Consider the following 349-nt stretch of genomic DNA (forward strand, 5'->3'; position numbering starts at 1 on the left):
AGACACGATTCACGTACGGGCTACCTATTTTTACCCGCATACTGCACAATCACCAAAACTTGGCGGAAGCGGTGAGATTCGAACTCACGGAGGACAAAGCCCTCGCCGGTTTTCAAGACCGGAGCCTTAAACCACTCGGCCACACTTCCATTGTTCTGCTTATTTACTATCGCGAGGCTTACGCACGCGCTTCGGCTTGTCCGTGACCTGTTCGACAGGAACGTCAATCACCTCTGGAGCAGAGCCTTCCTTGCCATCTGCTGCTTCGGGCTGAGCACCACCCACGATGTCTACGTTCAGCGTGGGCTGTACCGAAACCACGTACAGGTTTACATTCAGGTTATGATCG

General features: G+C 53.3%; 1 protein-coding gene and 1 tRNA gene. Both read right to left on the bottom strand.

The features are described 5' to 3' along the window. Positions 1 to 60: 60 nt before the first annotated feature. A tRNA-Ser gene (locus AC1RPR_RS08545) sits at positions 61 to 149 on the bottom strand. 10 nt (positions 150 to 159) lie between these two features. After that, a partial coding sequence (locus AC1RPR_RS08550) for a hypothetical protein (protein ID WP_481763523.1) occupies positions 160 to 349 on the bottom strand: 190 nt, incomplete at its 5' end.

The sequence above is a fragment of the Dellaglioa sp. CoH-57-MRSF-22 genome, from assembly GCF_056781895.1.